This is a genomic window from Streptomyces sp. NPDC043896 (assembly GCF_056435605.1).
On sequence record NZ_JBWKEE010000004.1, the window covers coordinates 250,096 to 270,420 of the forward strand.

General features: G+C 74.3%; 20 protein-coding genes. 15 read left to right on the forward strand and 5 right to left on the reverse strand.

Annotated elements, in window-relative coordinates; all coding sequences use genetic code 11:
• Positions 1–146 precede the first annotated feature (146 nt).
• The 3 genes from AC069X_RS07560 to AC069X_RS07570 all read right to left on the reverse strand — a co-directional run bounded on the left by AC069X_RS07560 (position 147) and on the right by AC069X_RS07570 (position 2,577).
• Positions 147–1,067: an NADP-dependent oxidoreductase gene (locus AC069X_RS07560; RefSeq protein ID WP_478726117.1), complete on the reverse strand. Its 921-nt coding sequence runs from the start codon at positions 1,065–1,067 to the stop codon at positions 147–149.
• A 63-nt stretch (positions 1,068–1,130) separates the two neighbouring features.
• On the reverse strand, positions 1,131–1,868 hold the full coding sequence (locus tag AC069X_RS07565) for a DUF2470 domain-containing protein (RefSeq protein ID WP_478726119.1): 738 nt from the start codon (positions 1,866–1,868) through the stop codon (positions 1,131–1,133).
• A 43-nt stretch (positions 1,869–1,911) separates the two neighbouring features.
• Positions 1,912–2,577 (reverse strand): TetR/AcrR family transcriptional regulator, encoded by a 666-nt coding sequence (locus AC069X_RS07570; protein ID WP_478726121.1) that lies wholly within the window; start codon positions 2,575–2,577, stop codon positions 1,912–1,914.
• Between the two features lie 98 nt (positions 2,578–2,675).
• On the opposite strand from AC069X_RS07570, the gene AC069X_RS07575 reads away from it, so the two are divergent.
• The 4 genes from AC069X_RS07575 (at position 2,676) to AC069X_RS07590 (ending at position 5,577) form a co-directional block, all read left to right on the forward strand.
• Positions 2,676–3,071 (forward strand): cell division protein SepF, encoded by a 396-nt coding sequence (locus AC069X_RS07575; RefSeq protein WP_478726123.1) that lies wholly within the window; start codon positions 2,676–2,678, stop codon positions 3,069–3,071.
• A gap of 66 nt (positions 3,072–3,137) precedes the next feature.
• Positions 3,138–4,547, forward strand: a complete 1,410-nt coding sequence (locus tag AC069X_RS07580) for an AAA family ATPase (protein ID WP_478726125.1) — start codon at positions 3,138–3,140, stop codon at positions 4,545–4,547.
• Positions 4,548–4,624: 77 nt separating this feature from the next.
• A complete protein-coding gene (locus tag AC069X_RS07585) occupies positions 4,625–4,966 on the forward strand; it encodes a nucleotide pyrophosphohydrolase (protein WP_478726366.1) in 342 nt (113 codons plus the stop codon).
• A 122-nt stretch (positions 4,967–5,088) separates the two neighbouring features.
• Positions 5,089–5,577, forward strand: a complete 489-nt coding sequence (locus AC069X_RS07590; RefSeq protein ID WP_478726127.1) for a DUF6099 family protein — start codon at positions 5,089–5,091, stop codon at positions 5,575–5,577.
• Between the two features lie 107 nt (positions 5,578–5,684).
• Here the strand turns inward: AC069X_RS07590 and AC069X_RS07595 are convergent, their stop codons facing one another.
• Positions 5,685–5,966, reverse strand: coding sequence for a hypothetical protein (locus AC069X_RS07595; protein ID WP_478726129.1), 282 nt, complete (start codon positions 5,964–5,966; stop codon positions 5,685–5,687).
• Positions 5,967–6,169: 203 nt separating this feature from the next.
• Between AC069X_RS07595 and AC069X_RS07600 the strand changes: the two genes are divergently transcribed.
• The 9 genes from AC069X_RS07600 to argF all read left to right on the forward strand — a co-directional run bounded on the left by AC069X_RS07600 (position 6,170) and on the right by argF (position 16,487).
• Entirely contained in the window at positions 6,170–7,093 is a 924-nt protein-coding gene (locus AC069X_RS07600; RefSeq protein ID WP_478726131.1) for an LLM class F420-dependent oxidoreductase, read from the forward strand.
• Positions 7,094–7,106: 13 nt separating this feature from the next.
• On the forward strand, positions 7,107–7,973 hold the full coding sequence (mmuM, locus tag AC069X_RS07605) for a homocysteine S-methyltransferase (protein ID WP_478726132.1): 867 nt from the start codon (positions 7,107–7,109) through the stop codon (positions 7,971–7,973).
• Between the two features lie 107 nt (positions 7,974–8,080).
• A complete protein-coding gene (locus AC069X_RS07610; protein ID WP_478726134.1) occupies positions 8,081–8,311 on the forward strand; it encodes a hypothetical protein in 231 nt (76 codons plus the stop codon).
• A gap of 129 nt (positions 8,312–8,440) precedes the next feature.
• Positions 8,441–9,184 carry a hypothetical protein gene (locus tag AC069X_RS07615; RefSeq protein WP_478726135.1) on the forward strand — a complete coding sequence of 248 codons (744 nt, stop codon included), beginning with the start codon at positions 8,441–8,443 and terminating at the stop codon, positions 9,182–9,184.
• A 90-nt stretch (positions 9,185–9,274) separates the two neighbouring features.
• Entirely contained in the window at positions 9,275–10,789 is a 1,515-nt protein-coding gene (locus AC069X_RS07620) for a 3' terminal RNA ribose 2'-O-methyltransferase Hen1 (protein WP_478726137.1), read from the forward strand.
• Complete coding sequence (locus AC069X_RS07625) at positions 10,786–13,368, forward strand: polynucleotide kinase-phosphatase (RefSeq protein ID WP_478726139.1); 2,583 nt, start codon at positions 10,786–10,788, stop codon at positions 13,366–13,368. The genes AC069X_RS07620 and AC069X_RS07625 overlap by 4 nt, the downstream gene beginning before the upstream one ends.
• A gap of 276 nt (positions 13,369–13,644) precedes the next feature.
• A complete protein-coding gene (locus tag AC069X_RS07630; RefSeq protein WP_478726141.1) occupies positions 13,645–14,112 on the forward strand; it encodes a hypothetical protein in 468 nt (155 codons plus the stop codon).
• Between the two features lie 55 nt (positions 14,113–14,167).
• Positions 14,168–15,394: an arginine deiminase gene (locus AC069X_RS07635; RefSeq protein ID WP_478726143.1), complete on the forward strand. Its 1,227-nt coding sequence runs from the start codon at positions 14,168–14,170 to the stop codon at positions 15,392–15,394.
• A gap of 82 nt (positions 15,395–15,476) precedes the next feature.
• On the forward strand, positions 15,477–16,487 hold the full coding sequence (argF, locus tag AC069X_RS07640; protein WP_478726145.1) for an ornithine carbamoyltransferase: 1,011 nt from the start codon (positions 15,477–15,479) through the stop codon (positions 16,485–16,487).
• Positions 16,488–16,562: 75 nt separating this feature from the next.
• Here argF and AC069X_RS07645 read toward each other — a convergent pair whose 3' ends face one another.
• The gene (locus AC069X_RS07645; protein ID WP_478726147.1) at positions 16,563–16,988 is read right to left on the reverse strand and encodes an ATP-binding protein; all 426 of its coding nucleotides are present in this window, start codon (positions 16,986–16,988) and stop codon (positions 16,563–16,565) included.
• Between the two features lie 220 nt (positions 16,989–17,208).
• Here AC069X_RS07645 and AC069X_RS07650 point away from each other — a divergent pair, with 220 nt between their 5' ends.
• Entirely contained in the window at positions 17,209–18,036 is an 828-nt protein-coding gene (locus AC069X_RS07650) for an enoyl-CoA hydratase family protein (RefSeq protein ID WP_478726148.1), read from the forward strand.
• Between the two features lie 4 nt (positions 18,037–18,040).
• The gene (locus tag AC069X_RS07655; RefSeq protein ID WP_478726150.1) at positions 18,041–20,302 is read left to right on the forward strand and encodes a bifunctional salicylyl-CoA 5-hydroxylase/oxidoreductase; all 2,262 of its coding nucleotides are present in this window, start codon (positions 18,041–18,043) and stop codon (positions 20,300–20,302) included.
• Positions 20,303–20,325: the final 23 nt, after the last annotated feature.

Here is a 20,325-nt window from a genome sequence, read left to right on the forward strand (position 1 = left end):
CGCCCCCCCTTCCCTCCTCCACCCGCCACCCCGCCCCCCCGGGGAGAGGGGGGGGGGGGGGGGGCCCCCCCCCCCCCCCCCCCCGCCCCCCCCCCCCCCCCCCCCCCCCCCCCGCGTCCGGCCCCGCCTCCGGGGCCGGGCCCCGCTCAGACCGTGAGGACGATCTTGCCCTTGGTGCCGCCCGCGGCGCTCAGCTCCCAGGCCCGCGCCGCCTCCTCCAGCGGCAGTACGTGCCCGACGTTCACGGTCAGCCGGCCCGCGTCGGCGAGCTCCCCGAGGGCGGTGAGGTCGGCGCTGGAGGCCCGCGCCCAGATGTGCTTGGCGCCCTTGTCGCCCGCGTCGTTGTCGGCGACGGAGACCACCGGGCCGCCCGGCCGGACGACCGACTGGAGCATCTCGACGCCGCCCTCGCCGTAGAAGTCGAGCCCGACGTCCACGCCTTCCGGGGCCAGTTCCCGGATCCGGTCCTCGACGCCGTCCCCGTACAGCACCGGCTCGGCGCCCAGTCCGCGCAGGTAGTCGTGGTGGCGCGCGCCGGCCGTGCCGATGACCCGCGCCCCGAGCGAGACCGCGATCTGCACGCCGAGCGAGCCGACACCGCCGGCGGCCGAGTGGATGACCACGGTCCGCCCGGCCGCGACCCCGGCGCGGGTGACCGCCTGGTAGGAGGTGAGCCCGGCGAGCGGCAGGCCGGCCGCCTGCTCGAAGGTCAGGGTGCGGGGCTTGCGCGCGAGGGTGCGTACGGGGGCGGAGACCAGCTCGGCGTAAGTGCCCAGCTGTACCCACTCCTTGCGGACGTAGCCGTAGACCTCGTCGCCGACCGCGTAGTCGTCCGTGTCGGGGCCGACGGCCTCGACGACTCCGGCGACGTCCCAGCCGGGGATGACGGGGTGGCGGACCTCCAGGACGTGCCCGAGGAAGCCGGCGGCCAGTTTCCAGTCCACGGGGTTGACCCCGGCGGCCTTGACCCGGATGAGGACCTCTCCGGGTCCGACCTTGGGCTCGGGCACGTCAACGAGCTCCAGGGCGGTGGGGGTTCCGTAGGTGCTGTAGGTGATTGCCTTCATGTACAGCACAACGAACCAGCCGGTGAATGGAATTCCGCTTCGCGTGCGGGCTCCAGCGGTTCTCTAGGCGGGCAGCGAGTTGCGGTGCGAACGCCGCCGGGCGGCGCTGAGCAGGGCCTGGATCTGGGCGCCCGCCTGGTCGACGTCGTCGAGGACGGAGGGGAAGGGGAGCCGCACGTCGCGGTGGCCGGTCCGCTCCTCCAGGCGCAGGGTGATCCCGTACCGGTCCAGGGCGAGCGGCAGCGCGCGGACGACGGCGGCCGAGGGGGCGGGGCGCACCAGCCGCAGCAGCAGCGTGACCAGTTCGGGGTGGTCGTCGAGGAGGTGGGTGAGCATGCCCGCCTCGTAGTCGGCCAGCGGATCGGGCCAGGCGGAGTCCAGTTCGTCCAGCCCGATGTACGAGGTTCCGCGCGCGGTCTCCAGGACCGCCTGGCCGTACTCCACGCAGGTGCTGCTCCCCGGGGCGGGTTCCTCGCCGGTCCAGGGGGTCAGGAGGCGGCCGAGGACGGTGACGCGGGCGCGGACCCGGTCGCGTACGGGCGTCGGGGCGATGTCGGTGAACTCCAGCCGGATGGCGGGCAGTCCGTCGTTCGGCAGTGCGGCGGGGTGTCCGGCCAGGGGCGCGGCGGGGTGCAGGTGCAGCCGGCCGAGCACGTCGCCGCCGTCCAGCCGGCGGACCTCGTGGCGCACCCCGTCGACGACCACCGTCATCGAGTGGGCGGCGGCGAGGACGGAGCGGACCAGTTCGGCCTCGGTGGGCCGGGCGGGGGACGGGGCGGCGGGGGCACCGGGCAGGCGCATGCGGATCTCTCCCTCATCGGAGATTGACTTAGGTATGCCTAACCTAACCTATCTGTGGGTCGGGCAGTACCCCGCGTGCCAGCCGGCCGAGGGTTTCGGCGATCCGCGCGGGCGGGAAGCCGAGGGTGTGCCGCTGGAGCTGGTAGACCTCCGGGGCCAGCGGACTCAGCAGCGCGTCCACGCTGACGTCCGGATCCTCGGCGCCGGCCTCCACGAGCAGCCCCCGGACGTGCTCGCGCCAGTACCGGTACGTACCGCCCGCGAACCGGGCCGGGCCCGGCCCGATGCCCAGCGCCAGCGGGAGGTGCCGCTCCAGGTGCTCCAGGGCGGCCGAGTAGAAGGCCGCCAGCCGCTGCGCCGGGGGAGCGCCGGGCCCCAACGGCGGCGGACCGAACGCGAGCCGCTCCCGCAGGACCCGCTCGTGCTCCTCCAGGAGCGCGGCGGCGACGGAGGAGGGGTCGGGGAAGCGGCGGTACAGGGTGGCCCGGCCGACGCCCGCCGCCTTGGCTATGTGGTCCATCGTCACGCTGCGCGGATCCCGCTCGCCGAACAACTGCTCCGCGGCGGCGAGGATCTGCACCCGGTTGCGGATCGCGTCCTCGCGCCGCGGCGGCTGCGGTGACCTCCGTCCGGCCCCCTGCGTGCCCTGCCGGGCGGGACCGGCACCCGCGATGTCGCGTAGCGTGCGCACCTCGTCGCCATTGGTCATGGCGGCGACCCTACGTGCTTCGTGTCGGTGTTGGGCTGAACGGGTGAAACACGAGAGGATGGGGGGATGCACATGAAGCGCACGGCCGAGGCGGCCCGGTGAGCAGGTACGACGTCACCGACGAGCAGTGGGAGGGACTCGCGCAGGTGGTACCCCTGCGCAGTCGCAACGAATGGCCCTCCCGGGTGGACCACCGCACCATCCCCAAGGCCCCCGGAGCGGCCGCGGCGGAACAGCGGCGCTTCGTGGTGATCCGGGTTCAGGTCTTCGCCGACGCACGGGAGGTGGCGGAGTACCTGATCGCGCAGATCCCCGTACTGCTGGACCTCACCGGGGCGGACAGCGAAGTGGCCAAGCGGATCCTCGACTTCAGCAGCGGCGTGGTCTTCGGCCTCGGCAGCGGGATGCACCGCGTCGACCGCAACGTCTTCCTGCTGGCGCCGGTCGGGACCGAGGTCGAGGGGATCGCGGCCGCGGCCGTCCCCCGATCGTAGGAAGGTCGCGGCGAGGGAACGGTTCGGCGTGCCCCCGGGCGGCCCGGCGGACCGTACCGTCCGGCCATGGACGCCACCCTCGACGCCACCCCCGCCGCGCCGCTCGACGCCACCCGGCCCGCCGCACCCGTCGGCCCCGCCGCCCCGACGGTCGCACCGCCGCGCGCGGGCGGCGCGGCCGGCGCCGCGTTACGCGCGCACGCCGGGGACGGGACCGGCCCCGTCGGCCCCGCCGGCCCAGGCCCCGAAGCCTCCGCCGGCCCGGGCCCCGAAGCCTCCGCCGGCCGCCCCGGTACGCCGCCGCCCGCCGCCGGGGCCGCCCCCTCCGGCGGTGGCCGGGGCGGGGCGGGACCGGCCCGGCCCGCCGTGACCGAGCTGCGGCTGTCCGCCTTCGGGACGCACCGCTCGGCCGTGTTCCCGCTGGGCCCCGTCACCCTGTTCACCGGCCCCAGCGGCAGCGGCAAGTCCCAGGCCCTGGCCGCCTACGAGGCCCTGGCCGGGCTCGCCTCCGGGGCCACCCTGCGCGAGGTCTTCCCCGACCCGCCGGCCCGGGTGCCCGAGGGGGCCCTCCCCGACCGGGGCCGGCGCGGCTTCCGCATCGGCTGCACGGTCGACGGCCCGTGCGGCCCCGTCCGGCTCGACCTCGCCGTCCAGGCCGAGCCGGTGCTGCGCATCGCCGGGGAACGGCTCTCCCAGGACGGCCGGATCCTGCTCACCACCGCCCTGCGCGACCCGCGCCGCAGCACCCTGGAGGCCGCCTGGTTCACCGGCGGCACCGTCGGCGTGACCCGCGCCCCGCTGCCCGACGACCGGCTCGGTACCGGCCTGCTCCCGCTGCGCGTCGCCGGGTCCACCGCAGGGCAGCGCCGGGTGCTGGCCGCCGCCGAGCAGGTGGTGGTCGCGCTGCGCTCGGTGTTCCCCTGCGACCCCCGCCCCGGACGGATGCGAGCGCCCGTCCCGCCCGGGGAGGGCCGGCTGCGGACCGACTGCGGCAACCTGGCCGATGTCCTGCGCCGGACCCGTCACGAATGCGGCACCCGCCACGCCCTGCTCGCCGCGGCCGCGCGCACCGGCTGCGCGGGGGCGGTGGCGGGGCTGGACGTCCGGGCGCCCGCCGACGGCTCCGGGCTCGTGACCGCCGTACTGGACCGCGGCCCCGGCCGCCCCGCCACCGGACTGGACCGCCTCGGCGCGGGCGAGCTGCGCTTCCTGGCGCTGGCGCTCGTCCTGCTCACCGGACCCGGGGTGCTGGCCGTGGACCCGGCCGCCGAGCTGCTCTCCGCGCGCCAGGCCCTGACCGTCCTCGCCGACGGCCTCGACCGCGGTCTGGACCGGCGGCAGACCGCCGAACTGCTGCGCCTGGCCCTGCTGTCCGGCTCCCGCGGGCACATCCGGCTGGTGGCCTCGGTCGGCGAGGACGCCGCGGGAACCGGACGGGGGATCCCCGGCGTCTCAGTGGTAGACCTGTCCCCATGAGCGAGGCAGCACCCGCGGACGACTCCGCACCCACGCAGGACGGGCCCGGCCGACCCGCACGACCGCAAGGCGAACGGCTGTACCAACTCCAGCGACGGCTGGCCGATTTCGCGGCCGCCCGGGACTGGGCCCCGTACCACACGCCCAAGAACCTGGCCGTGGCCCTGAGCGTGGAGGCCTCCGAACTGGTCGAGATCTTCCAGTGGCTGACGCCGGAACAGTCGGCGGCGGTCATGGAAAGGCCCGAAAGCGCACACAGAGTGGCCGACGAGGTCGCCGACGTGATGGCGTATCTGCTGCAGTTCTGTGAGGTTCTCGGGGTGGATGTGCTGGATGCGCTGGCCGCGAAGATCGAGCGGAACGAGCACCGCTTCCCGGTAACCGGTACTTCGACACCAGATCGTCACTCTTCGGAGTGATGGCGTCTTCCACAACCATGTTTGTGTCCACAGATTTCCGAATACCCCTGGCTTTACTGGCTCGTTGCCTTCACTCTGGGTAGTGGAGAACGGCGGGATGTCGTGCGGACGGGGGACGGCATATGGATGCGGTACGGCTCATCGCGGCCGGCCGGCACGCGCTGGCACGGAGCGGGGAGGCATGGGACATCGTGGGCGAGGCCTGGCAGGCCCAGGCGCTCGCACAGGGCATGGGGAGCTGGCTGGCGGTCACCGGGCCGCCGGAGCTGAGAGCGGAGGCACGGGGACTGGGGGAATCCGGAGGCAGAGGGTGCGGGGTCATGGACCGGGCGGCGCTGCGCGGCGAGGGCAGACCGCCCGAACAGCCGCCGAGGGCGGCGCAGCTGAGCGGCGTGGCCGACGTACGGCAGGCACTGCTCGGGCTCCAGGAGCTGCTCGGCGAGGTCGGCATAGCCCTCGTCGGGGTGGCCTGCGCGACGGATGACGAGGGCCTGTACTGGCAGTGCATAGAGTCGATCGACGCGGCGGACGAGTCGAGCGACCGGGTGCGGGCCCTGCTCCGCCGGATGGCGGCCGTACGGGAACGGGGTTCGGCGTCGGGGGTGAGCTGATCCGGAGCCGGAGCCGGAGCCGGAGCCGGAGCAGCGGCGCGGGAGCGGCAGGGAGTGACGGGCGGGTGGCCCGGGGGTCCCGCCGGGGGCGACGGGACCCGGCGCGGTCAGAAGGTCCGGTCGGCGTGCCGGTCGGAGCGGAACTCGCCCTCGGTGGCGCGGCCGCCCGGGGCCGTCGGCGCGGTCGGGGCGGTGCGGTCCGCGGAGTGCTGGAGGTCGGCGTCGAGCTGGGAGAGGTCGGCGTTCAGCGCCGCCATCAGCTCCTCCATCTGCTGCAGCAGGCCCTTCGGCGTGCCGCCCTGGGCGGGTGCCGCGGACTCCTGGCGTGCGTGGTCGTGTGCTGCCTGTCCGGTCTGTCCTGGATGCTCGGGCACGGACTCGTGGGACATGGCGGCCTCCTCGGCCCTGGCCCTTCCGGTGCGGAAGGGGGCGGTGGACGCATCGGCGGGAGGCCGCCGGCGCGCGGGCCGGGCGGTCCGGCTCCGTCCGAGCCAACGATCCCCATCGGCGCTGGTCACTGGCGGGGCGGGGGGTGGACCTCCCGGTTGACGCAGATTCACCCGGCAGGGGTCGGAAGGGCAGGATGGGGAGCATGGATCTCCGCATCTTCACCGAACCGCAGCAGGGTGCCAGTTACGACACCCTCCTGACGGTCGCCAAGGCCACCGAGGACCTCGGCTTCGACGCGTTCTTCCGTTCGGACCACTACCTCCGGATGGGCTCCGCCGACGGCCTGCCCGGCCCCACCGACGCCTGGATCACCCTCGCCGGCCTGGCCCGCGAGACGAAGCGGATCCGCCTGGGCACCCTGATGACGGCCGGCACCTTCCGGCTGCCCGGCGTCCTCGCGATCCAGGTGGCGCAGGTCGACCAGATGTCCGGCGGCCGGGTGGAACTCGGGCTGGGCGCGGGCTGGTTCGAGGAGGAGCACAAGGCGTACGGGATCCCCTTCCCGGCCGAGCGGATGGCACGGCTGGAAGAGCAGCTGGCCATCGTCACCGGCTTGTGGGCCACCCCGCCCGGGGCCGCCTTCGACTACCGGGGCGTCCACTACCAGGTGGAGAACTCCCCGGCGCTGCCCAAGCCGGCCCAGGCCAAGGTGCCCGTCCTCATCGGCGGACACGGCGCGCGGCGCACCCCGCGCCTGGCCGCCCGGTACGCGGACGAGTTCAACATGCCGTTCGCGTCGGTCGAGGACAGCCGGCGGCAGTTCGCGCGGGTCCGCGAGGCGGCCGCCGAGGCCGGGCGCAAGGCGGACGAGCTCGTCTACTCCAACGCCCTGGTGGTGTGCGTGGGCAAGGACGACGCCGAGGTCGCCCGGCGGGCCGCGGCCATCGGCCGCGAGGTCGACGAGCTGAAGGCCAACGGTCTGGCCGGTTCACCGGACGAGGTCGTCGAGAAGCTCGGCACCTACGGCTCCATCGGCTCCTCGCGCGTCTACCTCCAGCTCCTCGACCTCGGCGACCTGGACCACCTGGAGCTGATCTCCGCCCGCGTCCTGTCCCAGCTCGTCTAGGAGGCCGTGCGCCGTGCCCCGTGCGACCGGCCCGCTCGCCGACGCCCTCGCCCGCAGGACCGTGCTCCTGGACGGCGGTCTGAGCAACCAGCTCGCCGACCAGGGCTGCGACCTGTCCGGGGGGATGTGGACGGGCCGGGTCCTCGCCGAGCGCCCCGGCCAGGTGGAAGCCGCCCACACGGCGTACGCGCGGGCCGGCGCCGAGGTGCTGATCACCGCGAGCTACCAGGTGGGCCACGATCCCGGCCTGCTGGAGCGGAGCGTGCGGGTGGCGGACCGCGCGGCGCGGGCCGCCGGGCACGAGGTCTGGGTGGCCGCCTCGGTCGGCCCGTACGGGGCGCTGCTGGCGGACGGCTCGGAGTACCGCGGCCGGTACGGGCTCACGGTGGCGGAGCTGGCCGCCTTCCACCGGCCCCGGACCACGGCGCTGCTGGCGGCCGGCCCGGACGTCCTGGCCCTGGAGACCGTCCCGGACGTGCGGGAGGCCGAGGCCCTGCTGCGGGTCCTGGCCGGGACGGGGGCCCGTGCCTGGCTCACGTACACGGTCGCGGGCGGCCGGACCCGGGCCGGGCAGCCCCTCGCCGAGGCCTTCGCCCTGGCGGCCGCCGCCCCCGAGGTGATCGCGGTGGGCGTCAACTGCTGCGACCCCGCCGACGTGCTGCCCGCCCTGGAGGCCGCCGCCTCCGTCACCGTCAAGCCGCTGGTCGCCTACCCCAACGACGGCTCCGTCTGGGACGCGGCCGCCGGGACCTGGAACGCCCCCGCCGTCCCCGCCCCCTGGCCCGTCGGGGCCTGGCGGGCGGCCGGTGCCCGCCTCGTCGGCGGCTGCTGCCGCATCGGGCCGGACCGCATCGCCGCCCTCGCCCCGCACCTGCCCTGACCGGCCCGGACCGCCCCGCCGCGGCAAAGGCAAGGACCTGCGGCTGACTGTCACTCGATCGAGTGAACAGTCTTTCTGGTCGGCTCCCGCTGGGATAGGCAGGAGAGATGAAGCGCACCAGCAGGACGGGCGCCGCCGCCAGGCGCCGCATCACCCGCTCCAGGGCGTGCGGGGAGAAGAAGCAGTTCGCGAACGGGGCCGCGGCGGAACACGCCGCCAGCGAGATGAACCGGATCCAGCCGTGGCAGCACGAGCGCGTCGCGTACCTGTGCCCCTACAGCGGCACCGAGCCGCACTGGCACATCGGGCGCCCGATGAACATCCCCAAGCAGCGCTGACGTGACGCCCGGGGCCGTCCCCGGCGGGCCGTGGCCGAAACACCCCCGGGGGCGGCGCGGCCGCCGTACCTCGGTCGGACCCGCTCGTTGTTCAGGGTCAGACATCCCCTACGGGCGAGAGGAACCCCCATGGGACGCAGGAAGCCCAACAAGCCGGGGCGCAGCCGCCAGGCGGTCTACACCCTCCAGCAGTTGCAGCCCCCCGGCTACGACGAGTGGATCAGGGTCGACCCGAAGTCCGCCGGCGCGGAGGCCGACGACCCGCGCCTGACCCCCGACGCCGCCGACCTCGTACGGCGCCTCGGGCGCCTGCGCGCGTACTACCCCGGCCGGATCCCCGTCCAGGCCGTGCACCTCGACGTCGCCATCGACGAGGGCACCATCCTGCTGCGCCAGGGCGACATGGTCGCGCCGCTGCCGGTCGCCGTCGCCGCCGAGATGCTCGGCGCCGACCCGTCCGGCGACCAGGTCCGCAGCAGCCTGCACGAACTGCACGCCTACGGGGGCGTCCTCGTCGACACCGAGACCGAGGCCACCCTGCTGCGGATCGTCGCCCAGCGCCCCGAACGCCCCGGCGACCCCTGGGTGTTCGCGGACACCCCGGAGGACACGCTGGTGCCGAAGGTCTGCGTCCCCGCCCACCCCGGCGACATCAGCCCCGACGAGTTCGCGGCCCTGGCCTTCATCAGGTCCCACATGGCCGTGGGGACCGAGGCCGACCCGGAGGAGTTCGCCGGACACGAGGGCATCGGATCCGCCGAGCGGGCCCGCGAACTCTTCGACGCCGTCGCCGACCTCGCCGGGGTCAAGGGCTGCTCCGCCTGCCCGTCGGGCCACATCTGCACCCGCGATCCCGACGCGTCCGACGACTGACTCCCGTGACCACGCGCTCGGCGACCGTCCGTCCGGGGGACGCGGAAATTCGTTCGCCCGGACGACCTCGCCGAGGTCATGCTGGAGCGCATGTTCCTGACGATCAGCACCACCGGCACGACGGAGAATCCGGCCACTGACCTGGGGTTCCTGCTGCACAAGCATCCCGGGAGGACGCAGGCCTTCTCCACCTCGCACGGCACCGCCCACGTGTTCTACCCCGAGGCCACGGCCGAGCGGTGCACCGCGGCGCTGCTGCTCGAGGTGGACCCCGTCGCGCTCGTGCGGCGGGGCCGGGGCAAGGGACGGGGCGGGGCGCCCGACGCCGCGCTCGCCCAGTACGTCAACGACCGCCCGTACGCGGCCTCCTCGCTGCTCGCCGTCGCGCTCGGCGCCGTCTTCCGCACCGCCCTCAAGGGCCAGTGCGCCCTGCGGCCGGAACTGCCCGGGCGGCCGCGCCCGCTGCGGATCGAGATCCCGGCGCTGCCCGCCCGGGGCGGCACCGGCCTGGTGTCCCGCCTGTTCGGCCCGCTGGGCTGGGACCGGGTGGACAGCGAGCCGGTCGTACTCGACGAGCGCTTCCCCGAATGGGGCGACAGCCGCTACGTGCGGCTCGTCCTGGAGGGCGAGGCCAGGCTGGAGGACGCCCTGCGCCAGCTGTACGTCCTGCTGCCGGTGCTCGACGACGCCAAGCACTACTGGATCGCCCCCGACGAGGTCGACAAGCTGCTGCGCGCCGGAGAGGGCTGGCTGGCCGGGCACCCCGAGCACGTGCTCATCACCGCCCGCTACCTGGCCCGGCGCAAGGAGCTCACCCGCGACGCCATGGAGCGCCTCGAACTGGCCCGGCTGGCCGAGGCCGACGGGAGCGAGGCCGAGGAGCTCGACAACGCGGTGGACGGAGCCGACCACGCGGTGGACGGAGCCGACGGCTCCGCCGCCGACGGCCGGGACCCCGCTCCGGAGCGGGCCGTGCCGCTCGCCGTGCGCCGGCGCGAGGCGATCCTCGGTGCCCTGCGCGAGGCCGGCGCCCAGCGGGTGCTCGACCTCGGCTGCGGCGAGGGACACCTGGTCCAGGCCCTGCTCAAGGATCCGGCGTACACCGAGATCACCGGTGTCGACGTCTCCGTCCGGGCGCTGGCCATCGCCGCCAGGCGGCTGCGGCTGGAGCGGATGGGGGAGCGCCAGAGTTCCCGCGTCCGGCTGCTCCAGGGCTCGCTCGCCTACACCGACAAGCGGCTGGCCGGCTACGACGCGGCCGTGCTGAGCGAGGTGATCGAGCACCTGGACCTGCCCCGGCTGCCCGCGCTCGAATACGCCGTCTTCGCCTCGGCCCGCCCCCGCACGGTCCTCGTGACCACCCCGAACGTCGAGTACAACGTCCGCTGGGAGTCCCTGCCCGCCGGACACGTCCGCCACCGCGACCACCGCTTCGAGTGGACCCGCGAGGAGTTCCGTGCCTGGGCCGCCCGCGTCGCCGCCCGGTACGGCTACACCGTCACCCACGCACCCGTCGGCGACGAGGACCCCGAGGTCGGACCGCCGACCCAGATGGCCGTCTTCACCGCCGCCACCGAGACCCCGAAGGAGGGCGAGGCAGCATGACCACCCCCACCACCCCGGCCGCCCCGGCCACCGGGCGCGCGGCCCGCCGCGTCCTGCCCGTCACCGACCTGTCCCTCGTCGTCCTCATCGGCGCCACCGGATCGGGCAAGTCCACCTTCGCCCGCAAGCACTTCAAGCCCACCGAGATCCTCTCCTCGGACTTCTGCCGGGGCCTGGTCGCCGACGACGAGAACGACCAGAGCGCCAGCAAGGACGCCTTCGAGGTCCTGCACCACATCGCCGGCAAGCGGCTGGCCGCCGGACGCCTCACCGTCGTGGACGCCACCAGCGTGCAGCGGGAGGCCCGCGCCGAGCTGGTCCGCCTGGCCCGTGAGCACGACGTCCTGCCCATCGCGATCGTCCTCGACATGCCCGAGGCGGTCTGCGCCGAACGCAACGCCGCCCGCCCCGACCGGGCCGGGCTGCCGCGCCGGGTCGTCCAGCGGCACCGCTCCGAACTGCGGCGCTCGCTGCGCGGGCTGGAACGCGAGGGCTTCCGCAAGGTGCACGTCCTGCGCACCGTCGAGGAGGCGGACTCCGCCGAAGTGGTGCTGGAGAAGCGCTTCAACGACCTCACCCACCTCACCGGCCCCTTCGACGTCATCGGCGACATCCACGGATGCTCCTCCGAGCTGGAGACCCTGCTCGCCAAGCTCGGCTACGAGGACGGCGTCCACCCCGCCGGCCGCACCGCGGTCTTCGTCGGCGACCTCGTCGACCGCGGCCCCGACAGCCCCGGCGTGCTGCGCCGGGTCATGGGGATGGTCACGTCCGGCAACGCCCTGTGCGTGCCCGGGAACCACGAGAACAAGCTCGGCCGTTACCTCAAGGGCTCCAAGGTCCAGCAGACCCACGGCCTCGCCGAGACCGTGGAGCAGCTCTCCCGCGAGAGCGACGAGTTCGTGAAGGAGGTCAGGGAGTTCATCGCCGGCCTGGTCAGCCACTACGTCCTCGACGGCGGCAAGCTGGTCGTCTGCCACGCCGGGCTGCCCGAGAAGTACCACGGCCGCACCTCCGGCCGGGTCCGCTCGCACGCCCTCTACGGCGAGACCACCGGCGAGACCGACGAGTTCGGCCTGCCCGTGCGCTACCCGTGGGCCGAGGACTACCGGGGCAAGGCGGTCGTGGTCTACGGCCACACCCCCGTCCCGGACACCACCTGGATCAACAACACCATCTGCCTCGACACCGGCGCCGTCTTCGGCGGCCGGATGACCGCCCTGCGCTGGCCCGAGCGCGAACTGGTCGACGTGCCCGCCGAGAAGGTCTGGTACGAACCGGTCAAGCCGCTCGCCGCCGAGGTGCCGGGCGGCCACGAGGGGCGCCCGCTCGACCTGGCCGACGTCCACGGCCGCCGCGTGGTGGACACCCGCCACCTGGGCAACGTCGGCGTCCGCGAGGAGAACGCGGCCGCCGCCCTGGAGGTCATGAGCCGCTTCGCGGTGGACCCCCGGCTGCTGCCGTACCTGCCGCCCACCATGGCGCCGACGGCCACCTCCCGGGAGGAGGGCTGGCTGGAGCACCCCGCCGAGGCCTTCGCCCAGTACCGGGACGACGGCATCGGCCGGGTCGTGTGCGAGGAGAAGCACATGGGATCCCGCGCCACCGTCCTGCTGTGCCGGGACGCCGCCGCGGCCCGCGAGCGGTTCGGGGCCGACGACGGAGCCACCGGCTCCGTCTACACCCGCACCGGCCGGCCGTTCTTCCCGGATCCGGAGCTCACCGAGGAGTTCCTCGCGCGGCTGCGCGCCGCGGCCGACGGGGCGGGGCTGTGGGAGGAACTCGGCACCGAGTGGCTGCTGTTCGACGGTGAGCTGCTGCCCTGGTCCCTGAAGTCCACGGGGCTGCTGCGCAACCAGTACGCGGCCGTGGGCGCCGCCTCCCGCGCCGTCCTCCCGGACGCCGTCGCCGCCCTGGAGGCGGCCGCGGCCCGGGGCGTGGACACCGGAGCCCTGCTGGAGCGCCAGCGCGGGCGGGCCGCCGACGCCGCCGCCTTCACCGAGGCGTACCGGCGCTACTGCTGGACCACCGACGGGCTGGACGGCGTACGGTTCGCGCCGTTCCAGCTGCTGGCGGCGGCCGGGCGGTCCCTGGCGGCCGTACCGCACGACGAACAGCTGGCCTGGCTGGACCGCCTCGCCGACGCCGACGGGCGGGCCCCCGCGCCGCTGCTGCGCCGCACCCGCCGGGTGTACGTGGACACCGGCGACGCGGACTCCGTCCGGGCGGGCACCGACTGGTGGCTGGAGCTCACCGCCGCCGGCGGCGAGGGCATGGTCGTCAAGCCGCTCCAGGCGTACGCCCGGGACGGCAAGGGCCGGCTGGTCCAGCCGGGGCTGAAGGTCCGCGGGCGCGAGTACCTGCGGATCATCTACGGTCCGGAGTACGCGCGTCCGGATCAGCTGGAGCGGCTGCGCCAGAGGTTCCTCGGGCACAAGCGCTCGCTCGCCCTGCGCGAGTACGCGCTCGGGCTGGAGGCGCTGGACCGGCTGGCGGCGGGGGAACCGCTGTGGCGGGTCCACGAGCCGGTCTTCGCCGTGCTGGCCCTGGAGTCGGAGCCGGTCGACCCGAGGCTGTGAGCCGGCCCGGGGTGACCCGGGCCGGTGGGGCGCGGCGTGGAGGGGCGGTGTGGAGGGGCGGTATGGAGGGGCGGTGTGGAGGCCCGGTGTAAAGGGGCGGCGTAAAGCGGTGGCCCCCGTACGGCCTCGAATTAGGTCGTATGGGGGAACTTTCGCCCGGAAGCCCCGGGAAAGCGGCGGCGGGATCGTTCATCCAGGGCAGCGGAGTGTCCGCGACCCAGGAAGGACGGAACGTCACCTATGAAGATGACCGCGCGCGGAAGCATTGCGGCGCTCATGACCTGTATGGCAGCGGCCGGCGCGGCCTCCCCGGCCGTGGCGGACGCGGTCCCGGTGGGTGTCCCGCTGGAGGCGGTGGAGACCACGCTGGGCGTGCCGGCCCCGCAGCTGGCGACCGGGGTGCCGGTGCCGCTCGTGGGCGCCCCGGAGGCGCCCCGGTTCCACCAGGGCGACCTGCTGCCGTCCCCGCTGCTGCCGGCGGTCCCGATCGCCGCCGACCTCGGGGCCACCCGGGTCGCCTCCACGGTCCCCAACCTGCTGGGCGAGCCGGAGACCGACGGAGAGGGCTTCCTGGAGTCCCCGGCGACCACCCTGCTCACCAGCACGCCCGGCGCGGTCGCCCGTGCCCCGCTGACGATGCCGGACGCGGGGAACAAGGGCGTCCCGAACCTGGCCGTCCCGGACCTGGGCCTGGCCGCCCCGAACGTGATCGGCACCCCGACGGCACTTCTCGGCCTCCGCTGAGCCGGGATATCCGACGCGAGGTCAAAAAGCCGTCCGGTCTGGGAACGTGTACGGCATGGGATTCCATGTCGACTCCGAGACCGGGCGGCTGCGCCGCGTCATCCTCCACCGGCCCGACCTGGAGCTGAAGCGGCTCACACCAAGCAACAAGGACGCCCTGCTCTTCGACGACGTGCTGTGGGTGCGCCGGGCCCGCCAGGAGCACGACGGCTTCGCGGACGTGCTCCGCGACCGGGGCGTCGCCGTCCACCTCTTCGGCGACCTGCTCCGCGAGGTCCTCGACATCACCGAGGCGCGGCACCTCGTACTGGACCGGGTCTTCGACGAGAAGGAGTACGGGCCGCTCGCCACCGACCACCTGCGCTCGGTCTTCGACGGGCTGTCCTCGGCCGATCTCGCGACGGCACTGGTCGGCGGGATGACCAAGCGGGAGTTCCTGGAGCAGCACGCCGAGCCGGTGTCGGTGCGCTTCCACGCCCTGGACACGGACGGCTTCCTGCTGGGGCCGCTGCCCAACCACCTCTTCACCCGCGACACCTCGGCCTGGATCTACGACGGGGTGTCGATCAACGCCATGCGCTGGCCCGCCCGGCGGCGCGAGACGGTGCACTTCGAGGCGATCTACCGGCACCACCCGCTCTTCACCGGCTCCGGTCCCTTCCACTACTGGTCGCAGGGCCAGGCGGACTACCCGTCGACCATCGAGGGCGGGGACGTCCTGGTCATCGGCAACGGCGCCGTGCTGATCGGGATGAGCGAGCGGACCACCCCGCAGGCGGTGGAGATGCTGGCCCGCGGCCTGTTCGCGGCCGGTTCGGCGACGGTCATCGTGGCCCTGGACATGCCCAAGAGCCGGGCGTTCATGCACCTGGACACGGTGATGACGATGGTCGACGCAGATACGTTCACCCAGTACGCCGGGCTCGGCATGCTGCGCTCCTACACGATCCGGCCGGGCGACGGCCCGAGCGAGCTTCGGGTCAGCGACCATCCGCCGGAGCACATGCACCGGGCCATCGCCTCCGCCCTCGGCCTGGAGAGGGTGCGGGTGCTCACCGCCCGGCAGGACGTGCACTCGGCGGAGCGCGAGCAGTGGGACGACGGGTGCAACGTGCTCGCCGTGGAGCCGGGGGTGGTGGTCGCGTACGAGCGGAACGTCACCACCAACACCCATCTGCGCAAGGAGGGCATCGAGGTGATCGAGATCCCCGGCAGCGAGCTGGGGCGCGGACGGGGCGGGCCGCGCTGCATGAGCTGCCCCGTGGAGCGGGACGCCGTGTGACGTGATCCACGTTCCGTATATCAATGCAGAGGATCGTATAGACTTCCACCATCCCCTGTCAGCGCCACACTGGAGCGTCCCCATGGCCACCGACCTCTTCGGCCGCAGTTTCCTCAAGGAGCTCGACTTCACCGCCGCCGAGTTCCGCGGCCTGGTCGAGCTCGCGGCCGAACTCAAGGCGGCCAAGCGGGCCGGGACCGAGCAGCGCGGGCTCCAGGGGAAGAACATCGCGCTGATCTTCGAGAAGACCTCCACGCGCACCCGCTGCGCCTTCGAGGTCGCCGCCGCCGACCAGGGTGCCCATACCGTCTACCTCGACCCCTCCGGCTCCCAGATGGGGCACAAGGAGTCCGTCCGGGACACGGCGCGGGTGCTCGGCCGGATGTTCGACGGCATCGAGTACCGGGGCGACAGTCAGCAGGCCGTCGAGGACCTGGCCGCGCACTCCGGCGTGCCCGTCTTCAACGGCCTCACGGACGACTGGCACCCCACCCAGATGCTCGCCGACGTGCTCACCATGACCGAGCACTGCGCCAAGCCGCTGGAGCGCATCTCCTTCGCCTACCTGGGCGACGCCCGTTTCAACATGGGCAACTCCTACCTGGTGACCGGTGCGCTGCTGGGCATGGACGTGCGCATCGTCGCGCCGGAGGCCTACTGGCCGGCCGCGGACGTCGTGGCGCGGGCCCGGGAGCTGGCGGCGGTCAGCGGGGCCCGGATCACCCTGACGGAGGAGGTCGCGGAGGGCGTGGCGCAGGCCGACTTCGTGGCCACGGACGTGTGGGTCTCCATGGGCGAGCCCAAGGAGGTCTGGGACGAGCGGATCGGGGCCCTCGCCCCGTACGCCGTCACCATGGACGTGCTGCGCGCCACCGGGAACCCGGACGTGAAGTTCATGCACTGCCTGCCCGCCTACCACGACCTGGGCACGAAGGTGGCCCGGGAGGTCCACGAGCGGCACGGGCTGGACTCGCTGGAGGTCACGGACGAGGTGTTCGAGTCCCAGCACTCCGTCGTCTTCGACGAGGCCGAGAACCGGCTGCACACCATCAAGGCCGTGCTCGTCGCGACCCTCGCGAAGCCCGCCGCATAGTCATACGCGGCCGGGCGGCCGGGCCTTCGGGGGCGGGCCCGGGGGCCGTCCCCGGCTCCGGGCGGGCGCCGGCGGTCAGGCGGTGGCCGCCGACCCGTCCGGGAGGGTGAACCAGACCGCCTTCCCGCGCGGGGTCGGCCGGTGGCCGCAGGCGGAGCTGAGGGCCCGGATCAGCAGCAGCCCGCGGCCGTGCTCCAGCCAGGGATCGGGATGGGGCCCGGTGTGTCCGGGGGTCAGGTCGCCGGGCGGCTGCGGATCGCCGTCGTGCACCTCGACCTGGCAGCCGCCCGCCAGCAGTTCCACGACCAGCTCGATCGGGTCCCCCTCGGCCGTGTGCTCCACGGCGTTGGCCACCAGTTCGGCGGTCAGCAGCTCCGCGGTGTCGCTGTCGGCGCCGCACCGGCCGAGGCCGTTGAAAGCGCTGCGGATCAGGGCGCGGGCCATCGGGACGGCGGCGGTCGTGTGCGGGAGGGCGATCCGCCAGGCGGAGGCGTCGTGCACGGCGGGTCCGTCCTTCCGTGAGGGGGCGTGGGGGAAGTCCTACATTCAACGATACGAAGCGGAGTGGAGGCTCCGTAGGGCACCCCGGTGCAACGGCGCGGGACCAGGGCCGGAGCCGCTCGGGACCTACGCCTCCTGCGCCGCCGCCCGGGGTGTCACCCGGCGCGAACTTGTCGCGTTTCTCTGACGGCGGTCACGATTCGGTGATAGCTTCGTCGGTGTGAGCCCCTTCACCGGTTCCACCCCAGAGACCGGACGGTGGCGCCACCTGCGGGTGACCCGGCAGGACGGCGTGGCCACCGTCACCCTCGACCGCCCCGAGAAGCTGAACGCGCTCACCTTCGGCGCCTACGCCGACCTGCGCGATCTGCTCGCCGAACTCTCCCGCACCCGATCCGTGCGCGCCCTCGTCCTCGCCGGCGAGGGCCGCGGCTTCTGCTCCGGCGGGGACGTGGACGAGATCATCGGCGCCACCCTCGCCATGGACACCGCCCAGCTCCTCGACTTCAACCGGATGACCGGCCAGGTGGTCCGCGCGATCCGCGAATGCCCCTTCCCGGTGATCGCCGCCGTGCACGGGGTGGCCGCCGGAGCCGGAGCCGTCCTCGCCCTCGCCGCCGACTTCCGGATCGCCGACCCCTCCGCCCGCTTCGCCTTCCTCTTCACCCGGGTCGGCCTCTCCGGCGGGGACATGGGCGCCGCCTACCTCCTGCCCCGGGTCGTCGGCCTCGGCCACGCCACCCGGCTGCTGATGCTCGGAGAGCCCGTACGCGCCGCGGAGGCCGAGCGGATCGGCCTGCTCAGCGAACTCGTCGACGAGGGCAAGGCCGACGCCCGGGCCGCCGAACTGGCCGCCCGCCTCGCCGCCGGCCCCGCCCTCGCCCACGCCCAGACCAAGGCCCTGCTCACCGCCGAGCTGGACATGCCCCTGGCCGCCTCCGTGGAACTGGACGCCAACACCCAGGCCCTGCTGATGAACGGCCAGGACTACGCCGAGTTCCACGCGGCCTTCACCGCCAAGCGGCCCCCGGAGTGGAAGGGCAGGTAGCCGCATGTCCGCGAGCGCCATGAGGACGGCCGTCGTCGGCGGCGGCCCCGGCGGCCTCTACGCCGCCGCACTGCTCGCCCGCCGGGGACACACCGTGGACCTCTGGGAACGCAACGCCCCCGACGACACCTTCGGCTTCGGAGTGGTGCTCTCCGACGAGACCCTCGGCGGCATCGAACGGGCCGACACCGTCGTCCACGCCGCCCTCGCCGCCGAGTTCGTGCGCTGGGACGACGTGGACGTCGTCCACCGCGGCCGGCTGCTCACCTCCGGCGGTCACGGCTTCGCCGCCCTCGGCCGCCGCCGGCTGCTGGAGATCCTGCACGAACGCTGCGCCGGCCTCGGCGTCCGCCTCCGCTTCCGCACCGAGGCCCCCGACGCCTTCGCCCTGGCCGACGCGTACGACCTGGTGGTCGCCGCCGACGGGGTGCACAGCGCGACCCGCGCGCGCGGCGCCGACCGGTTCCGGCCCACCGAGACACCCGGGCGGTGCCGGTACGTCTGGCTCGCCGCCGACTTCGCCTTCGACGCCTTCCGCTTCGAGATCGCCGAGACCGAGCACGGAGTCATGCAGCTGCACGGCTACCCGTACGCGGCCGACTCCTCCACGGTGATCGTGGAGATGCGCGAGGAGGTGTGGCGGGCGGCGGGCCTCGACCTGTGCGACGAGACCGAATCGGCGTCCCGCTGCGCCAAGACCTTCGCCGAGGCCCTGCACGGCCGGCCGCTCCACGGCAACCGCTCGGCGTGGACCCGCTTCCGCACCGTCGTCAACGAGCACTGGTCGCACGGCAACGTGGTGCTGCTCGGCGACGCCGCGCACACCGCGCACTTCTCCATCGGCTCCGGCACCAAACTCGCCGTCGAGGACGCCCTCGCCCTCGCCGAAGCCCTCGACCGGCACCCGGACGTCCCCACCGCCCTCACCGCCTACGAGGAGGAACGGCGCCCGGCGGTGGCCAGCACCCAGCGCGCCGCCGCCGCCAGCCGGCGCTGGTTCGAGGACCTCGCCGGGTACGTGGACCAGCCCGCCCGGCAGTTCGCCTTCAACCTGCTCACCCGCAGCCGCCGCGTCACCCACGGCAACCTGCGGCTGCGCGACGAACGGTTCACCCGCGCGGTGGAACGCGACTTCGGCTGCCCCGAGGACGCCGACGGGACGGGAACCCCGCCCATGTTCACCCCGTTCACCCTGCGGGGCCTCACCCTGCGCAACCGCGTCGTGGTCTCGCCGATGGACGTGTACTCGGCCCGGGAGGGCGTCCCCGGCGACTTCCACCTCGTCCACCTGGGCGGACGCGCCCTCGGCGGAGCCGGGCTGGTCATGACGGAGATGGTGTGCGTCAGCGCCGAAGGCCGCATCACCCCCGGCTGCGCCGGCCTGTGGACGGCGGAGCAGGCGGCCGCCTGGAAACGCGTCGCCGACTTCGTCCACACCTCCGCACCCGGTACGGCCCTCGGCGTCCAGCTCGGCCACTCCGGCCGCAAGGGCTCCACCCGCCTGATGTGGGAGGGGATCGACGAACCGCTCCCGGACGGCAACTGGCCCCTGGTCGCCGCCTCCGCGCTGCCCTACAAGGCCGGGGTCTCCGCCGTCCCGCGCGCCCTGGAGGCCGCCGACCTCGCCGCGATCCGCTCCGACTTCGCGGCCGCCGCCGTACGGGCCGCCGACTGCGGCTTCGACCTGCTCGAACTGCACTGCGCCCACGGCTACCTGCTGTCCGGGTTCCTGTCACCGCTCACCAACCACCGCGAAGACGCCTACGGCGGCCCCCTGGAGAACCGGCTGCGCTTCCCCCTGGAGGTCTTCGACGCGGTCCGCGAGGTCTGGCCCCAGGACCGCCCCATGACGGTCCGCCTCTCGGCCACCGACTGGGCTCCCGGCGGCACCACGCCCGAGGACGCCGAGCGGATCGCGGCCGCCTTCGCCGCCCACGGTGCCGACGCCGTCGACGTGTCCACCGGCCAGGTGGTGTCCGACGAGACCCCCGAATACGGGCGCTCCTACCAGACCCCCTACGCCGACCGGATCCGCAACGCACTGGGGATCCCCGTCATCGCCGTCGGCGCCATCTCCTCCTGGGACGACGTCAACTCCGTCCTGCTGGCGGGCCGCGCCGACCTCTGCGCGCTGGGCCGCCCGCACCTGTACGACCCGCACTGGACGCTGCACGCGGCCGCCGAACAGGGGTACGAGGGCCCCGGCGCGCCCTGGCCCGACCCGTACCGGGCGGGCAGCCGGAAGCCGCCGACCGGGAAGGGGTAGGCCGGCGCCTCGCGGCGGCCCGC

What these genes read in the sequence shown, in the direction of transcription:
- AC069X_RS07620 (WP_478726137.1), top strand. Translation starts at nt 9,275, where the DNA reads ATGTTCCTGACGATCAGCACCACCGGCACGACGGAGAATCCGGCCACT.
- AC069X_RS07580 (WP_478726125.1), top strand. Translation starts at nt 3,138, where the DNA reads ATGGACGCCACCCTCGACGCCACCCCCGCCGCGCCGCTCGACGCCACC.
- argF (WP_478726145.1), top strand. Translation starts at nt 15,477, where the DNA reads ATGGCCACCGACCTCTTCGGCCGCAGTTTCCTCAAGGAGCTCGACTTC.
- AC069X_RS07595 (WP_478726129.1), bottom strand. Translation starts at nt 5,966, where the DNA reads ATGTCCCACGAGTCCGTGCCCGAGCATCCAGGACAGACCGGACAGGCA.
- AC069X_RS07625 (WP_478726139.1), top strand. Translation starts at nt 10,786, where the DNA reads ATGACCACCCCCACCACCCCGGCCGCCCCGGCCACCGGGCGCGCGGCC.
- AC069X_RS07655 (WP_478726150.1), top strand. Translation starts at nt 18,041, where the DNA reads ATGTCCGCGAGCGCCATGAGGACGGCCGTCGTCGGCGGCGGCCCCGGC.
- AC069X_RS07565 (WP_478726119.1), bottom strand. Translation starts at nt 1,868, where the DNA reads ATGCGCCTGCCCGGTGCCCCCGCCGCCCCGTCCCCCGCCCGGCCCACC.
- AC069X_RS07600 (WP_478726131.1), top strand. Translation starts at nt 6,170, where the DNA reads ATGGATCTCCGCATCTTCACCGAACCGCAGCAGGGTGCCAGTTACGAC.
- AC069X_RS07635 (WP_478726143.1), top strand. Translation starts at nt 14,168, where the DNA reads ATGGGATTCCATGTCGACTCCGAGACCGGGCGGCTGCGCCGCGTCATC.
- AC069X_RS07610 (WP_478726134.1), top strand. Translation starts at nt 8,081, where the DNA reads ATGAAGCGCACCAGCAGGACGGGCGCCGCCGCCAGGCGCCGCATCACC.
- AC069X_RS07630 (WP_478726141.1), top strand. Translation starts at nt 13,645, where the DNA reads ATGACCTGTATGGCAGCGGCCGGCGCGGCCTCCCCGGCCGTGGCGGAC.
- AC069X_RS07570 (WP_478726121.1), bottom strand. Translation starts at nt 2,577, where the DNA reads ATGACCAATGGCGACGAGGTGCGCACGCTACGCGACATCGCGGGTGCC.
- AC069X_RS07590 (WP_478726127.1), top strand. Translation starts at nt 5,089, where the DNA reads ATGGATGCGGTACGGCTCATCGCGGCCGGCCGGCACGCGCTGGCACGG.
- AC069X_RS07615 (WP_478726135.1), top strand. Translation starts at nt 8,441, where the DNA reads ATGGGACGCAGGAAGCCCAACAAGCCGGGGCGCAGCCGCCAGGCGGTC.
- AC069X_RS07560 (WP_478726117.1), bottom strand. Translation starts at nt 1,067, where the DNA reads ATGAAGGCAATCACCTACAGCACCTACGGAACCCCCACCGCCCTGGAG.